The organism is Microbacterium sp. zg.Y909, from assembly GCF_024626565.1.
Genome location: NZ_JANJFJ010000008.1, coordinates 42,621 through 57,650 on the forward strand (window position 1 = coordinate 42,621; position 15,030 = coordinate 57,650).

A 15,030-nucleotide genomic window follows, 5' to 3' on the forward strand; every position below is an offset into this window, starting at 1 on the left:
GGGAACCGGATCAGCGGCGGAGCGGGGTCTGCTCGGTCCAGTCCGTGTACTTCCGGCGCTCTTGGAACAGCCAGCCGCCGTCCACGCGCACCAGCGTGTCGTCGTAGCGGTCGGCCAGCGTGAAGCGCGTGCGCCCGTCCGGGGTGTCGCTGATGTGGTGCGCCATGCAGGCGGTGCGCGCACGCGCGGTGTCGCCATCGATTTCGATGTCGCTCGGCGACAGCACGTGACTCGTCGCGGCGAAGTTCGCCAGCACATCGAAGGCCGCGATCAGCTGTACACGGCCCTGCGGCGACTCGGCAGGCGTGTCGGCACGCGGCCGGAACATCAGCAGCCGCCCGTCCGCCGTGAACAGGTCGGCCATGTCGGCAGAGCACCGCTGGTCGGCGAAACGCCCGTAGCGGGCGATCGTGCGCGTGATGGCGAGCCAGTCGGTGAACCGCTCGCTCACGATGCCCCCTCCGCGCGCTTACGATGCAGCGGCGTCGCCGCATCCGACGGCCACGAGGTGCCGCGCCGGTCCGGTTCCACCGCGTTGAGAGGCTCGACGCGGTGCAGGGTCTCGCGGCTCCGCCGCGCCAGCTCCTCGTAGATCCGCACCCCGTTGCGCTTCCACGCCAGGGCCTCGTCGTCGAGCGCGCCGACGACGCGAGCCGGGGCTCCGAGCACCTTCGAGCCCTCCGGAACCACTGTCCCGGCCGTCACGACCGCACCCGCGCCCACCAGGGATTCCGCGCCGATCTCCGCCCCGTCGAGCACGGTGGAGCCGATGCCGATGAGGGCGAAGGAGCCGATGCGACACCCGTGCAGCACCACTCCGTGTCCGACGTGGCTGTGGGGCTCGAGCACGGCATCGGCACCGGGGAAGGCATGAATGACGCACGAGTCCTGCACGTTCGACCCCTCCCCCACGACGATGCGCCCGAAGTCGCCGCGGAGGCTCGCGAACGGGCCGATGTAGCATCCGGGCCCGATGATGACGTCGCCGATCAGGCTTGCGGTCTCGTGCACGAACGCGGTGGGATCAACCACCGGCAGGACACCGTCGAAGGCGTAGCTGGGCATCAGGCGACCTGACCGCCGTCGATGATGAAGTCCTGCCCCGTGCAGTAGCTGCTCGCGTCGCTGGCCAGGTAGGCCACGAGGTTCGAGATCTCCTCCGGACGACCGGCGCGCGGGATGGGGATGCGGGTGATGAACCCGACGCCGGAACGGGCGTCTTCGCTGGCCATGGGGGTGTCCACCGCGCCGGGACACACGGTGTTCACCCGGATCCCGGTGCCCGCGAACTCCCGGGCGAGCGCGTGCGACACCCCGCGCAGTCCCCACTTCGATGCCGAGTAGGGCACCCGATTGGCGTAGCCGGCGACGCCGGCGGTGGAGGCGATGTTCACGATCGAGGCGCCGTCTCCCATGAGCGGCAGCAGCGCCTGCACGCCGAGCATCGGTCCGATCAGGTTCACGTCGAGCGTGAGGCGGATGACACGCTCGGAGGTCGCGGCGAGGGGCCCCTCGGGGCAGAATCCGGCATTGTTGACGAGCACGTCGACGCGACCGAACTTCCCCCTCGCCACGGCCGCCACCTGCCCCCAGGCATCGGACGACGACACGTCGTGCTCGAGCCCAACTGCCCGGTCGCCGAACTGCGCGGCGACGCCGCGGACGGCGGGGCCGTCGAGGTCGGTGAGTACGAGGTCCGCGCCGAGCTCGTGGAACAGGGCGGCGTGCGAGCGGCCCTGACCCCCGGCTGCTCCGGTGATCACGGCCACCCGACCGGCGAGGTCGATGACGGGCGTTGCGTTCATGGATGTCCTCCGAGATAGTTTCTGAGCAAGTGTTTGTTTGAAGAGGAGGCAGGATGCCCCGGCTGCACCACATCGGCATCACCGTGAGCAACACCGCAGCCGCTACCGCGTTCTACGTCGCGGCCACCGACGGCGACGTGACGGGACCCCTGTCGAAGAGCGGACCGGCGGTCGAGGCTGCCACCGGCCACCCCGGCGTGCGGGTCCTGCTGACGTTCATCCGCCTCGAGGACGGCGCCTTTCTGGAGCTCGCCGAGTACCGCGGTGCCGACAACCGGCGCATCGACCCCGACAACGGGCACATCGGCGCCGCGCATCCGGCCATCGTCGTCGCCGACATCGCGGCGAGCCTGGCGCGTCTGGAGGCACTCGGGCACGCTCCACTGTCTGCGACCATGACCGCCACCGCCGGCCCGCTCGAGGGCTACCGCTACGTCTACGTGCTCGGCCCCGACGACGTGCGAGTCGAGCTGCTGCAAGAGCCTCACTGAGCACTCCCCGCCGCCGCGGCCACGCCGTCGAGCAGACGCCGGTCGTCGTCGTCGAGGAGCAGGTCGACCGCGGCTGCCGAGTCCTGCACGCTCTCCGGCCGACTCGCGCCGGGAATCGGGATGAGTACGGCCGAGCAGCCAGGCCAGCACGATGCGTTGCGGGCTCGCCCCGTGCCGGCTGGCGACCAGTGCGACCGATGGCGCAGCTGCGCCGAGTCCCTTCGCCGCGCGCATGCCGCCGAGCGGACCCCACGCCAAGAACGCCAAGCCGTGGTCCTCGCACCGCCGCAGCACCGGCTCGCTCGATCGCTCGAGCACCGAGTATTCGTTCTGCACGCTGACCAGGGCGCCGCCCACCACGCGGATCGCGGTGTCGAGGTGGTCGGCATCGACGTTCGAGACGCCGACGCGCACGACCACCCCGTCATCGACGAGCTGGCGCATAGCCCCCATCGACTCCGCGTAGGGCACCTTCACATCCGGACGGTGATGCTGGTACAGCGGTAGGGCATCGAGGCCGAGCCGTTGCGCCGAGGCCCGGGCGGCCGCCGGGGAGCCGTCCACCCACCAGGTGGCGGCCGGACCGCGGGTGTGTCCGCCCTTGGTGGCGATCACCACCCGCTCGGCCGCGTCGGGGTGCCGCCGCACGGCCTCGACGAGCGTCCGCTCGTTCACACCGATGTCATCCGTCGGCCCGTACGCGTCGGCGGTGTCGAACAGGGTGATCCCGACATCGACGGCGGCGTGCACGGCCCGGATGCCGCGGGCGGTGTCAGCGCCCGGCAGCTGGGTGAGGGTCATCGCGCCCATGCCGAGCGCCGAGACCTCCAGATCTCCGAGCACGCGGGTCGGCATCATCGGCCGACGACCGTCCACCCGCCATCCACCGGCAGACACTGTCCGATCACGTGCGTGGCGTCGCACAGCATCCACACGATCGCGGCGGCGATCTCGGCGGGGTCGGCGAGACGTCCGCGCGGGATGCGCTGCACGACCGGGGCGAGGTCGTAGCCGTGCTCCACCATCTCCTGCACCAACGGGGTCAGGGTGTGTCCGGGCGCGACGGCGTTCACCCGCACGCCGCGCGGAGCCCACTCGACCGCGAGGTTCTCCATCAGCTGGCGCTCGGCGGCCTTGGCCGGTCCGTAGTCCGTCTGGTTCGCCCACCCACGGTAGGCCGTGGTCGATGACACCAGCACGATCGACCCCGGCGCGGCGCCGAGGCGACGCACGAGCGCCCGTGAGGCGGCGAGCGCACCCACCACGTGCACATCGAACATCAGGCGCAGCTGGTCGAGGTCCATCTCGAGTGCGGGCACGTAGGCGCCCCGGATGCCGTGGCAGGCGACGAGGCCGCCGACCGGGGCGTACGCCCAGGTCTCGGTCATCGCCGCCTCGACCGCGCTCTCGTCGCGCAGGTCGACGATGCGGGTGGGCACCCCGAGTCGGACGCTCGGTCGGAGGTCGAACACGGTGACGTCGATCCCCCGGTCGAGCAGCCGACCGACCACGGCATCGCCGATCCCGCTAGCCCCTCCGGTGACCACGACGTGGTCGACCATGGACTCTCCGGTCATGCGCAGCTCCCTCGCTGGTCATTTCCCGGCATGCTACTGTGATTCCCAAACAAGCGCTAGGTTTAGCGCTGTCGCGCGAAGGAGCGGGGATGTCGGACAAGCGGCTGAGCATCGAGGAGGCGGTCGCCACCATCGAGAGCGGGATGACGGTGGGCATCGGCGGCTGGGGGTCCCGGCGCAAGCCCATGGCCCTCGTGCGTGAGATCCTGCGGCGCGACATAACCGATCTCACCGTGGTGGCCTTCGGCGGTCCCGACGTCGGGCTGCTCGCGGCCGCCGGCCGCATACGCCGACTCGTCTACGGGTTCGTGTCGCTGGACAGCATCCCTCTCGACCCGCTGTTCACCCAGGCACGCGAGCGCGGCGACCTCGAGATCGAGGAGTACGACGAGGGAATGTTCGTCACCGGGCTCCGCGCCGCGAACGCACGCCTGGACTTCCTCCCCATCCTCGCCGGCCTCGGGTCCGACGTGCTCCCCGCCAATCCGAAGCTGCGCACGGTGGCATCGCCCTACTCCGACGCCGAGTACGTCGCTATGCCGGCGCTCCCCCTCGACGTCGCCCTCGTGCACGTGAACCGCGCCGACGCCCAGGGCAACGCTCAGTACCTCGGCCCGGACCCCTACTTCGACGACCTGTTCGCGATGGCCGCGACGCGCACGATCGTGTCGACCGAGAAGGTCATCCCGACCTCGGCGCTGCTCGACGAGGGCTCGTTCCACACGCTCCTGTTCAGCCGCATCTACGCCTCGGCGGTCGTCGAGGCGCCCCAGGGCGCGCACTTCACCACGTGCGCCCCCGACTACGAGCGCGACGAGCTCTTCCAGAAGCACTACGCCGCCTCCGCGAAGGACCCGGACGCTTGGGCCGAGTTCCAGCGCACGTTCCTGCTGGTCGACGAGGCGGGCTACCACGCCGCCGTCGCCCGCTTCCACGCCGACCGAGGAGAGTCATGACCACCGTCGCCACCCCCGAGAGCGCGCGCTCTGCCACCACCGCTGAGGTCTGCATCACCGCCTGCGCCGACACCTACCGCACCTCGGGCGAGATCCTCGCGCACGCCGTCGGCATCATCCCCGCCCTCGGAGCCCGTCTGGCGAAGCTCACCACCGCCCCGGACATCGTCCTCAGCGACGGCGAGGCCTTCTTCCTCTCCGGTCCGCCCATGCCCGGCGATCCCGGCGCGCCCGCCCCCACGATCGAAGGGTGGGCGCCGTTCCGTCGCATCTTCGACATCGTGGCCACCGGTCGCCGCCAGAGCATGATGGGCGCAAGCCAGATCGACCGGTTCGGCAACCAGAACATCTCGCTCATCGGCGGGTGGGCGCACCCCACGCGCCAGCTCATCGGCGTGCGCGGTGCGCCGGGCAACACCGCCAACCACCGCGTGGACTACTGGATCTCCCGTCACAGCCCCCGCATCTTCGTGGAGACCGTCGACATGGTCTCCGGCGTCGGCAACGACCGTGCCCGCGAGGCCGGCCTTGAGCACCACCACCTCGGCGTGATCGTGACCAACCTCGCGGTGCTCGGGTACGCCCCCGACGGCGCCGTCACGGTGCTGTCGGTCCACCCCGGAGTCGACCCCCGGACCGTGGCCGCGAGCACCGGATTCGCACTCGACGAGACGGATGCCCCGCTCACGCGCACCCCCAACGCCGTGGAGCTGCGACTGATCCGCGAGATCCTCGATCCGCGCGGCACCCGCAGCCGCGAAGTCGCCGACTGACGGGCATCCACCCCGTCCGTGATGCACTCAGTCGGCGAGGAGGCCCTCGTGCAGCAGGTCCAGGAAGTTGTCAGTCAGGCTCGCGGCCGTGTGACCGCGACCGGGACGGTACCACGCCACGGTGGACCACACGGCGTCACGGATGAATCGGTACGCGATCGGGGCGTCGATCGCGTCGCGGAACACGCCGACCTTCTGCCCCTCGACGATCTGCGACAGCCAGATCGCCTCGATGCGCTCGCTGTCCTCACGCAGGAACTCGAAGCCGGGCTGGCGCGCGAGGAACGACAGTTCGTTCTGATAGAGGCCGACCGCATCCGGCTGGCTCTCGATCGTGGCGAAGGCATGCGCGATGAGCTTGTCCAGGTTGTCGCGAGGGCTGCCCCCCTCGGCGACGATCTCTTCGAAACGCCCGAGCAGCCCTGTGAGGAAGCTGCGCAGGATCTCCTGCAGGATCGCCTCCTTGGAGGAGAAGTGGTGGTACAGACTGCCGGAGAGGATGCCGGCCTCGTCAGCGATGTCGCGGACCGTGGTCGCGGAGTAGCCGCGCTTGGCGATGAGCCGCGCGGCGATCGAGATGATCTGATCGCGTCGCTCGGAGCTCTGCTCCTGACGGCCTCCGCTTCTGGTCGTTGCCATCCCTGCTCCTCAACCGAAGATCTCACACGCGCTTGCTCAGGCGGGTTGCATCGAACTGTTTTCCCGAAACTCCCACTCGGAGTGTACGCAGGTTCCTGGAAAGGACGACCATGACAGTATCGGAAGCCACGACAGTGCCCGCCCTCCTCGCCGAGAAGGCGACGCTGGGCGACCATCCGGCCATCATCGGCGACGACCTGACCATCGGCTACGCCGAGCTGTACGACCGGGTCCGCTCCGTCGCCCGCGCCTACCTCGCTCAGGGTGTGGCGCCGGGAGACCGCATCGGTCTCTGGGCGCCCAACCGGCACGAGTTCATCCTGGCCATGCTGGGCGCCCAGCTCATCGGCATCGCGGTGGTGCCCCTCAACACCCGTTACACGGGGCATGAGGCGGCCGAGATCCTCGCGCGCTCCCGCGCCACCGCCCTGGTGCTGGCCGACGGGTTCCTCGGCAAGTCGTACAGCGAGGCGCTGCGCACAGCGGCGGCCGGGCGCGGATCCGACGGCCCGTCCATCCCCGGCCTCCCCCACCTGCGCACGGTGGTGACCCTCGACGACACCGGTGAGGCCGGGGTCGTCTCCTGGGCCGAGTTCCTCGCCGCGGGCGATGCGGTCGACGAGGGCCGCGTGGCTGCGGCAGCAGACGCCGTGACCTCCGACGACATCATGGATGTGCTGTTCACCTCGGGCACCACGGGCATCCCGAAGGGGGTGCTCAGTGCGCACCGCCAGACCCTCTCGGTCGCCCGCGCCTGGGGCCTCGGCGCACGACTGACCCCCGATGACCGCTACGCCGTGGTCAACCCGTTCTTCCACGGCTTCGGCTACAAGGCCGGCATCGTCGCCTCACTGATGGCGGGGACGACGATCTACCCCGTAGCGGTGTTCGACGCCGGCCGTCTGCTCGAGCTCGTGCAGACGGAGCGCATCAGCGTGCTGCCGGGTGTGCCCACCGTCTTTACCTCGCTGCTGGACCACCCCCGCCTCGGCGAGTACGACCTGTCGTCGCTGCGCTTCGCGATAGCCGGGGCCACCGCCGCGCCGGCGACGCTCTTCCACGACATGGTGGGCACGCTCGGCTTCGAGACCGTAGCCCAGGCCTACGGGCTCACCGAATGCGTGGTCGCCACCCTCTCCCGGCCCGGCGAGTCGCTGGAGCACACGGCGGAGACCACGGGCCCCGCCGTCGAGGGCGTTGAGATCCGCGTGGTCGGGGCGGACGGTGAGGATGCCGGAATCGACACCGACGGTGAAATCCTGCTGCGCGGGCCCAACGTCATGCTCGGCTACTTCGAGGATCAGGCCGCGACCGACGCGGTGCGCGACGCCGACGGGTGGCTCCACACCGGCGATGTCGGCCGCCTCGACGAGCACGGATGCCTGAAGATCACCGACCGCCTGAAGGACATGTACATCGTGGGCGGCTTCAACGTGTACCCGGCCGAGGTCGAGAACGCCCTGCGCAAGCATCCGGCCGTCAACGAGTCCGCCGTGATCGGCGTCGGCGATGAGCGTCTCGGCACCGTCGGCCGCGCCTACGTGCTGCTACTGCACAACGCCGCACCGCGCCCGGACGCCGCCGACCTCGAGGCGTTCTGCCGCACCCAGCTGGCCAACTTCAAGGTGCCCCGCGAGTTCGTGTTCGTCGAGGACTTCCCGCGCAACGCGACCGGAAAAATCCTGAAATCGGAGCTGCGCCAGATGGTCGCCTGACCCGCTGAAAGGCGGAGATCGCTGCGAAACGACGAAGCGGCCTCCCCGTTCGGGAGGCCGCTTCGTCGTTCGGACTCAGCTCAAGCGCTCCAGCACCATCGCCATGCCCTGGCCGCCTGCCGTGCACATGGTCTCCACGGCGAACTGCTCGTCGCGCTCACGCAGCGCATTGATCGCCGTCGTCGTGATACGGGCGCCCGTCATGCCGTAGGGGTGGCCGAGGGCGATCGCGCCGCCGTTCACATTCACCCGCTCGGGGTCGATACCGATGTCGGCGATCGAGGGCACCACCTGGGCTGCGAAGGCCTCGTTGATCTCCAGGATGTCGATATCGCCGATGCTCATGCGGGCGTGGGCGAGGGCGCGTTCGACCGCCTGCACCGGCCCTAGGCCCATGATCTCGGCCGACAGCGCCGAGACCCCCGTCGACACGATGCGCGCAAGCGGGGTGAGACCCAGCTGCGCGGCTCGGGTGTCGCTCATGATCACGAGCGCGGCAGCACCGTCGTTCAGCGCGCAGCAGTTCGCCGCGGTCACGGTGCCGTGCGGGCGGAACACCGGCTGCATGCCGCTGATGCCCTCCAGCGTGACGCCCGCGCGGGGGCCGTCATCCTTCGTCACGAGCGTGCCGTCGACGAGACGCACGGGGGTGATGTCCTTATCCCAGAAGCCCCGAGCGGCCGCGGCCTCGGCACGATTCTGGCTGAGCACCGCCCACTCGTCCTGCTCGCGGCGCGAAACCCCGCGCAAGGACGCCACGTTCTCGGCGGTCTCTCCCATCGCGATGTAGATGTCCTCGAGCTCACCGCGCTCCCGCGGGTCGGACCACACGAAGTCGGGGTCCTCCGCTTCGCGGCCGGTGCGGGCCGCGGCCTCCGTCCACCGCGGGTTCTTGGTGTCGGGCATCCCGTCCGACTTGCCCGAGCCGAACTGAGAGACCGCCTCGACGCCGGCGGAGACGAACACTTCTCCCTCGCCGGCCCTGATCGCGTGGAAGGCCATGCGCGAGGTCTGCAGGGATGAGGCGCAGTACCGGTTGACCGTGGTGCCCGGTACCGCGTCCCACCCGAGCTGCAGCGCCAGCATCCGTCCGATGTTGTAGCCCTGCTGTCCCGCCGGCTGGGCGCAGCCGACCATCAGGTCGACGATCTCGTTCGGGTCGAGGCCGGGGACCGCGTCGACGGCGGCCTGCACCATCTGGGTGGCGAGGTCATCGCCACGCATGTCCTTGAGACTGCCCTTGAACGCGCGGCCGATGGGCGAGCGCACAGCAGAGACAATGACGGCTTCGGTCATGATGGGGTTCCTCCGGTGTTGTCGAGGCGGTCGGCCTGCTGCACGATGTCTGCGTGCGGGGTGTGGGTCAGGAAGGCGGGCCATTCGCCGCCTCCGTCCACCGGGATGACGGCGCCGGTGACGTGGGCCGCGAGCGGCGAGGCCAGCATGACGCAGACGTTGCCGAGCTCGTCAGGCGATGCCAGCCGACCGCGTGGGATCGTGCCCGCGATCCGGGCGTACTGCTCCGGTGTTCCGTAATGGTCCACGGCGCTCTCGGTATGCACGAGGCCGCTGCTGACGGCGTTGACGCGGATCTCCGGCGCCCACTCCACCGCGAGGCTGCGGGTCAGGCTCTCGAGGGCTGCCTTCGCGGCGCCGTACACAGCGGTGCCGGGGCTCGGTCGCCGGGCGCTGATCGAGGTGATGTTGACGACGCTCCCGGAGGCGGCACGCAGCGGCGCGAACGCCGCGCGCGTGGCCACCGCAGCGGAGAGGAAGTTGATCTCGGTGATGGCCTGGAAGTAGCGCGACGACCCTGCTTCGAATCGCCCGAACGGGGAGCCGCCGACGTTGTTGACGAGCACGTCCAGGCGGCCGTGGCGCTCGGCGATCCCGGCGATCCATGCCTCGTTCTGCGCGGCGTCGCGCACATCGACGGGACGGAACGCCGCGACACGGCCGTCACGCTCGGGAACGCTCGCCGGCTCAGAGCGGCCACAGAACTCGACGATGGCGCCGGCGGCGAGGAACGCCTCGACCACACCGCGCCCGACCCCTCGGCTGCCGCCGGTCACCGCGACGACCCTGCCCGTGAAATCCATGACCAGGCTCACTCCGCCTCCTCCGTATGGCGCTCCGCTGCGCCGACCTGTCCATGGTACCAACCAAATGCTAGGTTTGTTGCATGAGTCACGTTGGCGTTCCTCAGCAGCGGCCCCGCACCGTCGCGGTGACCGGTGGAGCACGAGGCATCGGCGGCGGCATCAGCCGCCGTTTCGCACATGACGGCGACCACGTGGTGCTCCTTGACATCGATGCGGATGCCGCGGCCGACACCGCCGCCGACATCCGTACCGACGGCGGCACCTGCACCGTGCTGGTCGGCGACATCACCCGGGAGGAGACGATCGCCCTGCTTGCGGCGACCATCGAGGCCGACCACGGCCACGCAGACGTTCTCGTGAACAATGTCGGCGACTTCCGTCCCGCGAAGTCGTTCTTCGCCAAGAGCCCGCCGGAGCAGTGGCGGCAGCTGCACGAGATCAACCTCTGGCATGTGTTCGCGGTCACGCATGCGCTCCTCCCCGGAATGCTTGCGGTCAGGGGTGGCAGCATAATCAACGTGTCGACCGTCGAGGCGTTCCGCGGCATCCCGGGCAACGCCGTCTATTCGGCCTACAACGCCGGCGTCGCCGCGTTCACCAAGAGCCTCGCCGTGGAGCTCGGCCCGTCCGGGATCCGCGTGAACGCGATCGCCCCCGACCTCGCCGACACCCCCCAGACCCCAGCCGCACTGATGCTGGCCGGGCGCGATCCGGCGCTGCTGCGCTCCTGGCTGCCCGCGGGCCGCTTCGGGACGCCGGAGGACTTCGCCGGGGTCGTGGCCTTCCTGGCCTCGCGCGACGCGGCGTTCATCACGGGGCACACGATTCCCGTCGACGGTGGAACGCTCGCGGCATCCGGCTGGTACAGGAAGGCCAGCGGACGCGGATGGACGAACATGCCGGATCACGCGTGACGACCTTGGCGGAGCTTGCGGACCGACAGAAGATCCACGACCTCGTTCTGCGGTACTGCTCCGCGGTGGACCGCGCCGACTACCCAGCCGTGAGGAGCGTCTACGCCGTAGACGGTGTCGACCACCACACCGGCTTCTCCGGCCCGGCCGACGGGTACGTGGCGTGGCTTTGCAAGCGCACCGCGGCGTTCGACGGCACGATGCACCTCGTGGGCAACCACCGCGCGGAACTGTTCGGCGACCACGCCTTCGCCGAGACCTACGGCACGGCCATGCACTGGGGCTCTCCCTTCGACGACGAAGCACTCAATTTCACGAGCGGCTTCCGCTATCTCGACCATCTCCGTCGCGACCCTGAGGGCTGGCGCATCGTGGAGCGCACAGCCGTGCGCGAGTGGACCCGGTCGGATGCGGGTCGCCTGCGCGGCCCCGAGGGCGCGGGGCCCCGCGGGATCCGCGGACCCGATGACCCGATGACCCTGCTCCGCGAGCGCGTCCGTCAGGCCGTCTCGCGAGCCACGCCCGGGAACAGCCGATGAACCCGAGCGTCGAGCAGCGCCTGCAGGCAGTCGAGGACAACGCCTGAGCGATACGTCCGTTCCATGCGACTGGCTCCACCCCCAGGGAATGGAGCCAGTCACGAGATTCGGCGACGCGATGCCCTAGGCGACGGCGCCGAAGTACGCCTTTTGCAGATCCTCCAGGGACACGTCGGATGCCGCGCCCGCGAGGGTCGTACGGCCCATCTCGATCACGGTCACTTCGTTGGCGATGGCCACCGACTCCTGCACGGCCTGCTCCACCAGGAGGATGCCGATCCCGGTGTCCTTGAGCTCGTGCACGCGCTCCATGACCTCCTTAACGATCACGGGGGCGAGCCCTTGGCTCGGCTCATCGAGGATCAGCAGCTTCGGCTTGCCCATCAGCGCCTGGCCGATCGCGAGCATCTGCTGTTGACCGCCCGACATGCTCGCGGCCGCGAGCGCCCGCTTGCTGCCCAGGATCGGGAACAACTGGTAGATCTCGTCGGCGGAGGCGGTGAGCGCCCGCTTGCCGATCCCGCGTGAGAAGCCGCCGAGGAGGAGGTTCTGCTCGATCGTCAGCTCGCGGAAGACCTTCTTGCCCTCCTGCACGTAGGAGATGCCGCGCGCGACCCGCTTGTGCGGGGCATCGGTCAGCGGCTCTCCGAGGTACGAGACGGTTCCGCCGGACACCTTGTTGAGCCCGGTGATGGCGCGCAGCGTGGTGGTCTTGCCCGCGCCGTTGCGTCCGAGCAGCACCGTGATCTCGCCCGAACGCACCGTGAGCGACACGTCGCGCACCACCGTCAGGTCGCCGTAGCCGGTCTGCAGGCCGGCCACCTCCAGCAGCACATCACTCATGGTCGCCGCCTCCTGCCGCGTTGGCCTCCGCCGTGATACCGAGGTACTCCTCCATGACCCGCGGATCGCTCTCGATCTGCTCGGGCGTGCCGTGCGCCATGACGGCGCCATGGGCGAGCACGTAGATGTCGTCCGCGACCCGCAGCACGAGCTGGAAGTTGTGCTCAACGAGGATGACGGTCATCCCGGCGTCACGCAGCCGGATCACGAGGCTCTCGAGAACTGCGAGCTCGTCTTCGTCCAGGCCCGATGCCACCTCGTCGAGGAGCAGCACCTTCGGCGAGGCCGCGAGGCTCCGCGCGACCTCGAGCAGCCGCCTGTTGCCCAGCGGAAGCGAGTCAGCCGGATCGTCGCGCTGGGCACTGAGGCCGACCAGCGCCAGGGCGCGTTCCGCCGCGAGCCGGTTCTCGGTGCGCGCGCGCCGGAACCGCGGCAGGCGCAGCACGGACGCGAAGATCGATGCACGATCTGTGGCGTATCGCCCCGCCTCGACGGCCTCGAACACCGTCAGTTTCTCCGGGATGTTCGGTGTCTGGAAGGTGCGTGACACGCCCTCGCGAGCGACTCGGTAGGACGACAGCCCTTGGATGGACTTGCCGTCGAGGTCGATCGTTCCGGCGTCGGTCTTGTAGAACCCCGAGATCATGTTGAGCAGCGTTGTCTTGCCGGAGCCGTTCGGACCGATGATCGCGGTGACCGCACCGGGAGACGCATCGATCGAGACTTGCGACAGTGCCTGGTTGCCGCCGAATGCCTTGGAGACGCCCTCTGTGCGCAGCAGGGCGCCCTCGAGTTTCTCGACCACAGCCGGCGCCGCCTCGACCTCGGGCACTCCGGACTTCGCCTTCGCCGCCACATCGGCCTTGCGCACGAGGCTGCGCATGAGCCCGGAGAGGCCTCCGGTGAAAGCGACGCCGCCGATAAGCAGGAAGGCACCCGAGATGATGAGACCGAACTTGCTGAAGTTGGTCGACTGGTTCATCCCGAATTGGAGCACCGCTGCACCGATGAGAGCGCCGTAGATGCTCGCGGAACCACCGAAGATCGATGCCGCGAGTACGGTCATCGCGAACGAGAATGCGAAGGCCTCCGGGGAGATGAAAAGGTCGAGGTTGGCGAACAGCACGCCGGCGACGCCGGCGGGGACAGCACCGATCGCGTACGCGGTGAGCTTGGCCCGGAACACGGAGATGCCCATCGACGATGCAAGCACGGGGCTCTGCTTGAGCACCCGCAGGGCGGTGCCGTGGCTGGAGACGACGAGGTTGCGGATCAGGGCGAAGGCCACGATCGCGACGCCGACGATGATCAGGTAGTAGGTGCGCGGGTCGATCGGCTGGCCGAACGAGGTGGCAGGCATGATGCCGGCCAGACCGTTGCGACCTCCGGTCTCGGTCTTGAAGATGGACAGCACGTCCGGGACGATCAGGATGAGGAAGAACGAGGTCATCGCCAGCGACCAGCTGCCCAGGCGCAGACCCGGGATGCCCGAGATGAGACCGACCACGAGGGCCGCGCCTCCGCCGATCACCAGCTGCAGCCAGATGTCGGTGACCCCCGCCTTGTTGGCGAGTCCGGCCGCATAGGCACCGGCCGCGTACATCGCGACCTGACCCATCGCGAGCTCGCCGGCGTAGCCGAGGGACAGGTTCAGGCCCAGCACGATTAGCGCCAGGATGAGCGTCAGCTCGATTTGCCTCGTGGCCGCGTAGCCGAGACCGAGGAAGGGGAGCATGATCAGCACGGCGCCGAGGGTGAGTGGCCACAGCCACCCGGGGACGGCCCGCAGTTTCAACCAGAGAGAGGCCATGGTCACACCGTCCGTTCCACCCGACGGGAGAAGAGCCCCGTCGGCTTGACCATCAGAATCACGATGAGGATGAAGAAGACCGTCAGGCCGGCGAAGTCCGCGCCAATGTAGCGCGTCGCGAGCGCCTCGGCGAGGCCGACGATGAGTCCGCCGACGAGGACGCCGCCGAGCGATCCGAACCCGCCGATCGCGAGGACGACGAAGCCCTTCAGCGCGAGCGAGGCGCCGAGGGTCGCCACTGCGTAGGTCTTGGGGCCGACGAAGACGCCGAGGAAACCGGCGAGCACGCCCGTGAAGATGAAGGCTATGAGGGCGAACCTGCGCACATTGACACCGCGCAGCTGGGCCGCCTCGCTGTTCTCACTCATGCCGAGCAGCGCGATGCCGGTCATGCTGCGCTTGGCGTACTGGGTGAGCACCACGACGATGACGATGACCAGGACGATCAGTGCGAGCTCGACGGGGTAGACCCGGCCGCCGAGGAACTCGAGCACCTGATCACCCATGAAGAAGGGCACGCGCTTGGGCTCGCCGCCCCAGATGACCTGCGCGACACCCTCCATGATGATCGACGCGCCGAGCGTGGTCACGAGCAGGTTATGCGGGTCTTTCACCGGCCGGATGGCGACGCGCTCTTCGAGGGCGGCGATCCCGCCGACGATGACGGCCGCAGCGATCGCGACGAGCCACCACGGGAGCCCCCACACGACGATGCCGACGTACGCGATGAACGTACCGAGCATCATGAGCGCCGCCTGGGCAAAGTTGAAGGTCTTCTGGGAGAGGAAGACGATGTTGTAGCCGATCGCCACCAGTGCGTAGATCGCACCGAGAGCCAGGCCGGACCAGATGATGGTCATTGCGGT

The 15,030-nt window shown here is 69.3% G+C and carries 16 protein-coding genes and 1 pseudogene; 6 read left to right on the forward strand and 11 right to left on the reverse strand.

Annotated features, from left to right (window positions below; genetic code table 11):
• Positions 1-10 precede the first annotated feature (10 nt).
• From NQ160_RS01435 to NQ160_RS01445, 3 genes are read right to left on the reverse strand one after another with little or no spacing between them, the layout of a single operon-like run.
• Positions 11-451, reverse strand: a complete 441-nt coding sequence (locus NQ160_RS01435; protein WP_257513451.1) for a nuclear transport factor 2 family protein — start codon at positions 449-451, stop codon at positions 11-13.
• A complete protein-coding gene (locus NQ160_RS01440; RefSeq protein ID WP_257513452.1) occupies positions 448-1,065 on the reverse strand; it encodes a gamma carbonic anhydrase family protein in 618 nt (205 codons plus the stop codon). Before NQ160_RS01440 ends, NQ160_RS01435 begins: the two co-directional genes overlap by 4 nt.
• Entirely contained in the window at positions 1,065-1,805 is a 741-nt protein-coding gene (locus NQ160_RS01445; RefSeq protein WP_257513453.1) for an SDR family NAD(P)-dependent oxidoreductase, read from the reverse strand. The genes NQ160_RS01440 and NQ160_RS01445 overlap by 1 nt, the downstream gene beginning before the upstream one ends.
• Positions 1,806-1,858: 53 nt before the next feature.
• On the opposite strand from NQ160_RS01445, the gene NQ160_RS01450 reads away from it, so the two are divergent.
• On the forward strand, positions 1,859-2,296 hold the full coding sequence (locus NQ160_RS01450) for a VOC family protein (protein WP_257513454.1): 438 nt from the start codon (positions 1,859-1,861) through the stop codon (positions 2,294-2,296).
• Positions 2,297-2,437: 141 nt separating this feature from the next.
• On the opposite strand, the pseudogene NQ160_RS24935 reads toward NQ160_RS01450, so the two are convergent.
• Positions 2,438-3,154: pseudogene (locus tag NQ160_RS24935) on the reverse strand (aldo/keto reductase); the annotation flags it as partial.
• Entirely contained in the window at positions 3,151-3,873 is a 723-nt protein-coding gene (locus NQ160_RS01455) for an SDR family NAD(P)-dependent oxidoreductase (RefSeq protein ID WP_257513455.1), read from the reverse strand. The gene NQ160_RS01455 and the pseudogene NQ160_RS24935, both read right to left, overlap by 4 nt.
• A gap of 89 nt (positions 3,874-3,962) precedes the next feature.
• Here NQ160_RS01455 and NQ160_RS01460 point away from each other — a divergent pair, with 89 nt between their 5' ends.
• Both NQ160_RS01460 and NQ160_RS01465 read left to right on the forward strand, forming a co-directional pair.
• Positions 3,963-4,829 (forward strand): CoA transferase subunit A, encoded by an 867-nt coding sequence (locus NQ160_RS01460; RefSeq protein WP_257513456.1) that lies wholly within the window; start codon positions 3,963-3,965, stop codon positions 4,827-4,829.
• A complete protein-coding gene (locus NQ160_RS01465) occupies positions 4,826-5,602 on the forward strand; it encodes a CoA-transferase subunit beta (RefSeq protein ID WP_257513457.1) in 777 nt (258 codons plus the stop codon). Before NQ160_RS01460 ends, NQ160_RS01465 begins: the two co-directional genes overlap by 4 nt.
• A gap of 27 nt (positions 5,603-5,629) precedes the next feature.
• On the opposite strand, the gene NQ160_RS01470 is transcribed toward NQ160_RS01465, so the two are convergent.
• Complete coding sequence (locus NQ160_RS01470; protein ID WP_257513458.1) at positions 5,630-6,241, reverse strand: TetR/AcrR family transcriptional regulator; 612 nt, start codon at positions 6,239-6,241, stop codon at positions 5,630-5,632.
• A 110-nt stretch (positions 6,242-6,351) separates the two neighbouring features.
• On the opposite strand from NQ160_RS01470, the gene NQ160_RS01475 reads away from it, so the two are divergent.
• Entirely contained in the window at positions 6,352-7,956 is a 1,605-nt protein-coding gene (locus NQ160_RS01475) for an AMP-binding protein (protein ID WP_257513459.1), read from the forward strand.
• Positions 7,957-8,031: 75 nt separating this feature from the next.
• On the opposite strand, the gene NQ160_RS01480 is transcribed toward NQ160_RS01475, so the two are convergent.
• Together NQ160_RS01480 and NQ160_RS01485 are read right to left on the reverse strand one after the other, a co-directional pair.
• Positions 8,032-9,252, reverse strand: a complete 1,221-nt coding sequence (locus tag NQ160_RS01480) for an acetyl-CoA C-acetyltransferase (RefSeq protein ID WP_257513460.1) — start codon at positions 9,250-9,252, stop codon at positions 8,032-8,034.
• Positions 9,249-10,067, reverse strand: coding sequence for an SDR family oxidoreductase (locus NQ160_RS01485; RefSeq protein WP_257513461.1), 819 nt, complete (start codon positions 10,065-10,067; stop codon positions 9,249-9,251). The genes NQ160_RS01480 and NQ160_RS01485 overlap by 4 nt, the downstream gene beginning before the upstream one ends.
• A 71-nt stretch (positions 10,068-10,138) precedes the next feature.
• On the opposite strand from NQ160_RS01485, the gene NQ160_RS01490 reads away from it, so the two are divergent.
• Positions 10,139-10,972: an SDR family NAD(P)-dependent oxidoreductase gene (locus tag NQ160_RS01490; protein ID WP_257513462.1), complete on the forward strand. Its 834-nt coding sequence runs from the start codon at positions 10,139-10,141 to the stop codon at positions 10,970-10,972.
• A complete protein-coding gene (locus NQ160_RS01495) occupies positions 10,969-11,511 on the forward strand; it encodes a nuclear transport factor 2 family protein (protein WP_257513463.1) in 543 nt (180 codons plus the stop codon). The genes NQ160_RS01490 and NQ160_RS01495 overlap by 4 nt, the downstream gene beginning before the upstream one ends.
• Positions 11,512-11,634: 123 nt before the next feature.
• Here NQ160_RS01495 and NQ160_RS01500 read toward each other — a convergent pair whose 3' ends face one another.
• The 3 genes from NQ160_RS01500 to NQ160_RS01510 are packed head-to-tail and all read right to left on the reverse strand — an operon-like array spanning position 11,635 to position 15,024.
• Positions 11,635-12,354 (reverse strand): ABC transporter ATP-binding protein, encoded by a 720-nt coding sequence (locus NQ160_RS01500; protein WP_257513464.1) that lies wholly within the window; start codon positions 12,352-12,354, stop codon positions 11,635-11,637.
• Positions 12,347-14,164, reverse strand: coding sequence for a branched-chain amino acid ABC transporter ATP-binding protein/permease (locus NQ160_RS01505; protein ID WP_257513465.1), 1,818 nt, complete (start codon positions 14,162-14,164; stop codon positions 12,347-12,349). The genes NQ160_RS01500 and NQ160_RS01505 overlap by 8 nt, the downstream gene beginning before the upstream one ends.
• Before the next feature lie 2 nt (positions 14,165-14,166).
• Positions 14,167-15,024 (reverse strand): branched-chain amino acid ABC transporter permease, encoded by an 858-nt coding sequence (locus NQ160_RS01510; protein ID WP_257513466.1) that lies wholly within the window; start codon positions 15,022-15,024, stop codon positions 14,167-14,169.
• Between the last annotated feature and the right edge of the window lie 6 nt (positions 15,025-15,030).